Consider the following 8,217-nt stretch of genomic DNA (forward strand, 5'->3'; position numbering starts at 1 on the left):
ACAGCATTATCCGGTTGTAGAATTCAAGCTGACACAGGATTTTGAACGACCTCGCTCTTTTTATGAAACGCGGCATTATCCGTCACGGCCGCGCTGTTTTGAGGTAATTCCGGCAATAGCAAAGCCCCAACCCGGTGATGAAAAATATCGCTGTTGGTACTGCAACCATATAAACCAACCGTGAGCAGTTTGCCGTTGTGAATTGCCTGCAGCATCGGTTTTGTTTTTAAGCTGCCAGTTGTATGTGCCATAACATGACCGGCCTTTAGGTGCACAGGCATAAGGCCGGTAACCATGCGGTTGAAGCCGCTTTCATCAAGGTAAACAATGGGTCTGTTTTCTTGCTGACAACCTTGTAGTTGCTCAAGAAAATGAGCCCTCTCGGCTTCATTGGCCTGCCGGTGATTCAATCTCTTTTTTTTGAGACAGTTTGAGCCGTTTGAGTGCTATGCGGATTGCCCATTGGGTGCAGTTAAAGCGCACAATCTGCCCACGTTGGAAGTGGTCGGGATACTTGTCCGACGTCCTGCTGTAATTTTTCCATGCTTATTTTTGACTTGCGTGTGGTAACAACTTTTTTTCTCCAGCCGTTTTTTCTGGTTTTGTATGGTGGCTTTGCTAATGTTGTACCCACCGGCCAGTGCCCGATAGGAAGCACTTGCTGCAAGTTTGTTCAGTATCATTTGCCGGTAGTCTTTTGAGTATGACATATGTGGTATTGTGCTGAATTTAATTTTCTTTGACTATTATAACCAAATATATAATCAAATCGGAAAATACAACCGATTAAGATAAATTCAAATCCACGTTCTTTTATCCTGCTGTCCAAAGCTGCTTTACCAACATATTTTCATGCAACCAAATCAGATTGACTGAAGCATGAAATATCTCGATATTTCAGTAAGGTTGTTGGCAATTTTACAAAAATAGGCTAATTTGTTATGATAATCAATCATTTCCCCAAAAAGGCAATTTAATTGCATGGATTAAATTGCCTTTTATCGCTGGTTTTTCTGATCGCGGAAGGCCATCTGAAATACACATCGCTTATCATAGCGATGAAAACATGGAGAAGTTAATGAGTCTTTACTCGCTAATCCAAAAAAAATCCTCTTTCAAACCGATTGTGATTATCACTACATTAATATTCGTCATCCTATTGTTAGTCGGTACACTTGCTTTCCCCGTAGGTATGCAAAACACCCTCAATTTCTTGAAAGAAGGTATTTTCCAGCATTTCAGCTGGTTTTATATTTTGACCTTTTCTGTCTTTCTGTTTTTCCTGATTTTTCTCGCCATCAGTAATCTTGGCAGTATCAAGCTGGGGACGGACGAAGAAGAGCCTGAATTTTCATTCATGTCATGGCTGTCTATGCTGTTTGCCGCCGGGATGGGGGTTGGTTTGATGTTCTTCGGTGTAGCCGAACCATTATCCCACTATACCGATCCCATCAGCAATGGTGAAGCGGAATCAGCCATGTTGCATACCTTCTTCCACTGGGGCATTCATGCTTGGGCGATTTACGGCGTGATTGCCTTGGCTTTAGCTTATTTCGGTTTCCGCTATAAGCTGCCATTGGCACTACGTTCCTGCTTCTATCCTATTTTAAAAGACAAAATCAATGGCCGTCTCGGCGATGCCATTGAAGTGATGGCGCTTATCGCCACGCTGTTCGGTATCATCACCACATTAGGCTTTGGTGCTGTTCAACTGGGCTCCGGTTTGCAACAAATCGGCTGGATATCGGAAAACAGCTTCAGCATGCAAGTGATCGTGATTATTTCCGTGATGGCTATGGCGGCGGCTTCAGCCGCGTCCGGCGTCGGCAAAGGCGTTAAAATACTGAGTGAAACCAATTTGGTTCTGGCCGTATTATTGATGCTGTTTGTTTTGTTTACCGGCCCTACCTTGCACCTTTTGGGCGCATTCAGCAACAACTTGGGCGACTACCTCAGCAACTTGGTTGAACTGAGCTTCAAAACCTATGTTTACGAATCCGGCAATACCGGCTGGTTCAACGGCTGGACTGTGCTTTACTGGGCATGGTGGTGTTCATGGGCGCCGTTTGTCGGCTTGTTTATCGCCCGTATTTCGCGCGGCCGCACCATCCGCGAATTTATTTTCGGCGTCTTGGTGATTCCGAGCGTGTATTGCGTATTATGGTTTACCATTTTCGGTAACAGTGCCATCTGGCTAGATGCCAACGTTGCCAGCGGCGCATTGGCCGGCCTGACTTCTTCTCCGGAAAAATTGCTGTTTGCCTTCTTAGACTACCTGCCGTTGCCAACCTTCAGCAGCATTGTCGCCTTGATTATCATCTCTTTGTTTTTCATCACTTCTGCCGACTCCGGCATCTACGTGTTGAATAGCATTGCTTCACGCGATAAAAGTATGGCTTCGCCGAAATGGCAGGCCGTGATGTGGGGCTTTTTGATGTCGGCGATTGCCATTGTCCTGCTCAATTCAGGCGGCATGAGCGTCTTACAAACCATGACCTTGATTACCGCCTTGCCGTTTGCATTTTTAATGATTCTGATGGCCTTCAGCCTGTGGAAAGCCTTGGAAGCCGACCAGAGATACTTCAATACCGTTGTCACACCGACCAGCAGCTACTGGACAGGCGAACATTGGAAAGAGCGTTTGCAAACCATGCTCAACCAATCTCAGGAGCTGGATATTCACAGCTTTATGAAATACACCGCTCTGCCTGCCATGCGCGAATTGAGCATGGAAATGAACAAAGGGTACGGCCTGACCGTACAAGTCAACACCGAAGCCCTCACTGATGAAGAACCATTGATTGAATTGGTCATTGAGAAATCGACTATGCGCAACTTTGTATACGGCATCAAATCAGTGCGTTACGACATCGCCGAACAACTGGTGCAAGAAAGCAATCTGCCGCATATCCGCAGCAACACCACTTATGCGCCGGTAACCTATTTTTCAGACGGCCGCACCGGCTATAACGTGCAGTACATGAGCCGTAAAGAATTGATTGCCGACATCCTGAAAAACTACGAGCGTTACCTAAGCCTGATGGAAGACGTGGGACAAGAAATCATGTCGCACGAGCAAACCGAATTGGCCGAATAAGCGTATCAAAATCAAAAGGCCGTCTGAAAAAATGATTTTTCAGACGGCCTTTTATTCGTTCGTACGATTACGCCAAAATTTTACCGACAATCTCGCCCACGTCTTTCGACAAACCTTCTTGTTCTTGAATGCGTTGCAGTTGCGCAGTCATTAAAGAGCGACGGTGCGGTTCGAGTTTGTGGCAGATGTTAAACGCCTGCACCAAACGCGCGGCCACTTGCGGATTAAAGCGGTCGATCTCCATCACTTTATCGGCCAAAAATGTATAGCCACTGCCGTTTTCAGCATGGAAATGCGGCACATTGCGACTGAAGCTGCCCAACAATGAACGCGCTTTGTTCGGGTTTTCCAAACTGAATCTCGGGTGATGTAAGGCCGTTTGAACTTGCGCCAGCGTGTCGCTGCGGTGGCTGGCGCCAATCAGGATAAAGTATTTGTCCATCACCAGCGCATCATCGGCATAGCGTTCGGCAAATCGGTCAAGCAAGGTGTTGCGACCGGCATATTCCAAGTGATTTACCGTATTCAACACGCTGATTTCATGGGTCATATTCGGTGAAAGCTGCTCATAGCGCGTGATGTAATCTTGCAAACGGGCACAGATGACGGCTTCTTTATGGTCAGCGAGTTGTTCGTCTTCGTAATTGCCCACTTGAATGGTTTGATGGCGTTCTACCCGAATCGCCAACAGACGGACGGCAGCCAGCAGCGTACGTATTCCGGCCAATTCTGGGTGGTATTCATACGGCGCCCCAAAGCTGCTGCCGGCTTCTTGCGCCAACGCCCATTCGCGTATCTCAACCAATTCAGTAATACACGCAGCAGCAACGGCATCCAGCAGAGCTTCGCGCGCTTGGTGGTAATGCAGCGGATGGATATGGTCTTTGCCATCCCATAATTCGCTTTCAGACGGCACTTGCAGCAACACAGCTTTGAACGCGGCATCCAAATCGGCGTTATTTAATACTTGTTTCACCGCTTCAATCAAACGGGTGTGTTCCGGCAAGGTTCTACCTGCTTCGATGGCGGCCAAATTGGCGGCAACGGCGCGGCGATAAAGCGTTTGCGCGGCTTCCCAGCGGCTGAATTCATCGGAATCGTGTGCCAGCAGTAAGGCTAAATCTTCATCGCGATACGGATAGTGAAAATGCACAGGCGCACTAAAGCCGCGCAGTAATGACGGCACCACCTTTTCATTTACGCCGCCGAATTCAAATTCCTGCTCGGCCTGGGTCAGCAGCAACACGGCTTCGGTCACACGCTCGCCCCGATAATCGAAAACCACTGCTTCGCCTGTTTCATTCAGTAAACCGACTTTCACCGGCATCATCATCGGCTCCTTGCCGGCCATATCCGGCGTGTCCGGAATGCTTTGTTTGATGGTTAACACAAAATTATGGTTATTCAGACGGCCGGTGATATCCAAAGTCGGCGTACCGGCTTGGCTGTACCACAAGGCAAACTGGTCAAGATTGATTTCATTGGCATCGGCCATCGCATTGCGGAAATCATCGCACATCACCGCCTGTCCGTCGTGGCGTTTGAAGTAGAGCTTCATGCCTTTTTGGAAACCTTCTTCACCCAACAGCGTGTGATACATGCGCACCACTTCCGCACCTTTTTCATATACGGTCATGGTGTAGAAATTGTTCATCTCTTCATAGCTGGCGGGACGCACCGGATGGGCGGTCGGGCCGGCATCCTCGGGGAATTGGTGTTGGCGCAGCATACGCACATTGTCGATCCGGCGCACGGCGCGGCTGGCGCGATCGCCGGAAAACTCTTGATCGCGGAATACGGTTAAACCTTCTTTCAACGAAAGCTGGAACCAGTCGCGGCAGGTCACGCGGTTGCCCGTCCAGTTGTGGAAATATTCATGGCCGATAACGGCTTCAATGCCTTCAAAATCGGTATCGGTGGCAGTGCGGCTGTCGGCCAGCACATATTTGGTGTTGAAAATATTCAAACCCTTGTTTTCCATCGCCCCCATATTAAAATCGCCTACGGCCACAACCATATAAATATCCAAATCATATTCCAAACCGAAACGCGTTTCGTCCCACGCCATCGAGTTTTTCAGAGCTGCCACCGCAAATGCTACCTTACCTTTATCCGCTTCGGTAGTGTAAAACTCAATCGCCACCTTGCGGCCGCTTTGCGTGGTGAAGCTGTCGGCAGTCAAGGCCAAATCACCGGCCACCAACGCAAACAGATAGCTCGGTTTGGCAAACGGATCAATCCATTTCACCCAATGGCGGCCGTCCGAATACGTGCCGCTATCCACCTTGTTGCCGTTGGACAACAATATCGGATAGCGTTTTTTATCCGCCACAATCGTGGTAGTGAATTTCGACATCACATCAGGACGGTCGGGATAAAACGTCATCTTGCGGAAACCTTCCGGCTCACATTGCGTAAACAGATTGCCGCCGCTGGCATACAAACCCATCAGCGATTTGTTTTCAGACGGCACAATGCGCGTTTCCACTTCCACCACAAAGCTTTCAGACGGCATTTCCGCCACCGTCAGCTTTTCGTCTGCCAACACATAATCTACCGCTTCACCATCTATTTTAAACGACAGCAACTCCGCCGAACCGTCCAACACCAGCGGGGCACCGTCAACCAACGGCTCAACAATCAAACGCGATTTCACGCACGTTTCGTGTTCGCCAATATCAAAATGCAAATCGGTTTTGCACACGGAAAACGCAGGCGCGGCATAGTCTTTCAAATAATGTACGGTTTTATTCATGGCAATCGGCCTTCACAATCGAAAAATAATTTTTTCAATATGGGTTTCAGACAGCCTTAATTCAAGACTTCATCAGGATATTTAGAAAGAAGAACTTTATTAAAATATTTCCAGATGGCATATCGTATTGAGGCCTTTACGGCATTTTAGCTTCAAATGCCGCGGCTTCTTTCATGCAGCGGACGAACACCTCGCGCCCTGTGTCGGTCAGCCCAATGGACACCGTCCGTGGTTCAGGTCTTCGTGTTTTGTGGCTTGGTTGCGTTCCACCATCGTATTTACAATCTGATTGGCGGCCTGTAACGAAATCAACAGGCGTGCTGCCAATGCGGCATTGCGACAAATTCATATCGAACAAGGCTTGCAGGAAGCTTGCCAGAATCATGAATCGTACACTGTTTGTCCATCGCGGTCAGTGGTACCATCAGTGCGCCAATGCGCGAAGGTTGGCCAAAACGGCTTTAATTTCACCGCATATATTACTTTCCCCAAAGCCACCCGCGCTTGCAAATACAGCATGCCTTCAATGGCATTCATCGGGCTGCTTCGGTGCAAATGCAACGGAAAATGGCGGTATTTCCAAAGCAGGCAATACGGCAGGTGCGTTTGCGGGGCAGAATCACATCTTGGTTTAAATGGTCTGCCGGAAGGGAAAGCCCGGTCCGCCAACTTCTGTTACAATTCCTTTTTATTTTTTAAACACATTTATTATGCTGAAAATCATCTCTGCCAACGTCAACGGCATCCGCTCTGCCTACAAGAAAGGTTTTTACGAATATATCGCTACTTCCGGGGCAGACATTGTCTGCGTGCAGGAATTAAAGGCACAGGAAGCGGATTTGTCACAAGACATGAAACAGCCGCACGGTATGTATGGCCATTGGCATTGTGCAGAAAAACGCGGTTACAGCGGCGTGGCGGTTTACAGCAAGCAAAAGCCCGATTCGGTACAATACGGCATAGGCATTGAAGAGTTTGACCGCGAAGGACGTTTTGTGCGTTGCGATTTCGGTGATTTAACCGTGGTTTCTCTGTATCTGCCCAGCGGTACCAGCGCACCGGAACGTCAGGAATTGAAATACCGCTTTTTAGATGCGTTTTATCCGATGCTGGCCGCGATGAAGGCGGAAGGGCGTGATATTGCGGTGTGCGGCGACTGGAATATTGCCCACCAAAATATTGATTTGAAAAACTGGAAAGGCAACCAGAAAAATTCCGGTTTCCTGCCTGAAGAGCGCGAGTGGATCGGCAAGGTGATTGCAGCCTTGGGCTGGACAGACATATGGCGCACGCTTTATCCTGAAGTGCCGGGTTATACATGGTGGAGTAACCGCGGTCAGGCTTATGCAAAAGACGTGGGCTGGCGCATTGACTACCAAATGGTTACCCTGGAATTAGCGGCCAAAGCGGTGTCGGCGCATGTGTATAAAGACGAAAAATTCTCAGACCACGCGCCTTTGGTGGTGGAATACGATTATACGGTGTGAGGCCGTCTGAAACGGAAAAACCATGTTAAGCGCGTATGACCTTGAAGATTTAACACTGTTACTGGTACACGATACCGAAACGCCACCGTTGTGGATGGCACGTTGGGCGTTGGGCTATCCGATTGTGTTTCAGGCGCAAGTGTCGCGTTTGCAAAGCATTGGAGAATGGCAGCAGGCGGTGCAGACGGCCTTTTCCCAACATCAAAGCCGCCATGTTGCGGTTGTGGCGCATGGTGCGGGCGTGCCAGCAGTGTTGGCGTGGCTCTATCAGGCAGATGTGAACGTGCAGAAAACCGTGTGCAATCTGATGTTGGTATCGCCGCTGCCGGAAGCATTCCCCGATGATGCCGAACATACTTTGCAACGCGCGTGCTGCCATTGCCGCACGGCTTTGGTTATCGGCCAAAGCGGCGATTGTCCGCCCGACTGGGCGCAGGAGAAAGCATTGCGCTGGAATGCGCGTTTGCTGGTGTCGCCGCACGAAGGCCGTCTGAATGGCACATTAAACGGTTGGCAGTGGGGTATGAAGCTGATGCAGGAAATGTTATTGACGTGAATGAATCGCGTCATCAAATTAATTTTCATAGTTTGAGACCTCCGCAAAACCCTTTCCAACCGACAAAAGGTTAATGGCTGCTAAAACAACCTAACCCTTTCCCAAACCCCTAAAATCCCCTAAATTCCTTTGAAACCGGATTTTAGAGGATTCTCCCCATGGGCCGCTTTTTCAAACAAACCGCCGAAGCCATGCTTGCCAAGCATACCGGCCACTTTCCATTGCTTAAAGCCCACATCATTACCGGTTTTCGGCAACCGTTATCCCGAACAGCAAAAAGCCGTTATGCCCGTCACAACGGCAGCCGTCCCCCTTGTTCATG

7 protein-coding genes are annotated in these 8,217 nt (G+C 48.9%); 3 read left to right on the top strand and 4 right to left on the bottom strand.

Annotated features, from left to right (window positions below; translation table 11 throughout):
* Nucleotides 1-23: 23 nt before the first annotated feature.
* Nucleotides 24-410 carry a hypothetical protein gene (locus C7N83_RS10650; protein ID WP_106742569.1) on the bottom strand — a complete coding sequence of 129 codons (387 nt, stop codon included), beginning with the start codon at nt 408-410 and terminating at the stop codon, nt 24-26.
* A 668-nt stretch (nt 411-1,078) separates the two neighbouring features.
* Here C7N83_RS10650 and C7N83_RS10660 point away from each other — a divergent pair.
* The gene (locus C7N83_RS10660; RefSeq protein WP_106742572.1) at nt 1,079-3,097 is read left to right on the top strand and encodes a BCCT family transporter; all 2,019 of its coding nucleotides are present in this window, start codon (nt 1,079-1,081) and stop codon (nt 3,095-3,097) included.
* 67 nt (nt 3,098-3,164) lie between these two features.
* Here the strand turns inward: C7N83_RS10660 and pepN are convergent, their stop codons facing one another.
* The 3 genes from pepN to C7N83_RS14895 form a co-directional block, all read right to left on the bottom strand.
* Nucleotides 3,165-5,852, bottom strand: coding sequence for an aminopeptidase N (gene pepN / locus C7N83_RS10665; RefSeq protein WP_106742574.1), 2,688 nt, complete (start codon nt 5,850-5,852; stop codon nt 3,165-3,167).
* 136 nt (nt 5,853-5,988) lie between these two features.
* Nucleotides 5,989-6,237, bottom strand: a complete 249-nt coding sequence (locus C7N83_RS10670; protein WP_106742576.1) for a hypothetical protein — start codon at nt 6,235-6,237, stop codon at nt 5,989-5,991.
* Nucleotides 6,234-6,389, bottom strand: coding sequence for a hypothetical protein (locus C7N83_RS14895; protein WP_211296646.1), 156 nt, complete (start codon nt 6,387-6,389; stop codon nt 6,234-6,236). The genes C7N83_RS10670 and C7N83_RS14895 overlap by 4 nt, the downstream gene beginning before the upstream one ends.
* Before the next feature lie 173 nt (nt 6,390-6,562).
* On the opposite strand from C7N83_RS14895, the gene C7N83_RS10680 reads away from it, so the two are divergent.
* Entirely contained in the window at nt 6,563-7,339 is a 777-nt protein-coding gene (locus C7N83_RS10680) for an exodeoxyribonuclease III (RefSeq protein ID WP_106742579.1), read from the top strand.
* Nucleotides 7,340-7,361: 22 nt separating this feature from the next.
* The gene (locus tag C7N83_RS10685) at nt 7,362-7,895 is read left to right on the top strand and encodes an alpha/beta hydrolase (RefSeq protein WP_106742581.1); all 534 of its coding nucleotides are present in this window, start codon (nt 7,362-7,364) and stop codon (nt 7,893-7,895) included.
* Nucleotides 7,896-8,217: the final 322 nt, after the last annotated feature.

This window comes from Neisseria iguanae, assembly GCF_003013245.1.
Taxonomy (GTDB): Bacteria; Pseudomonadota; Gammaproteobacteria; order Burkholderiales; family Neisseriaceae; genus Neisseria; species Neisseria iguanae.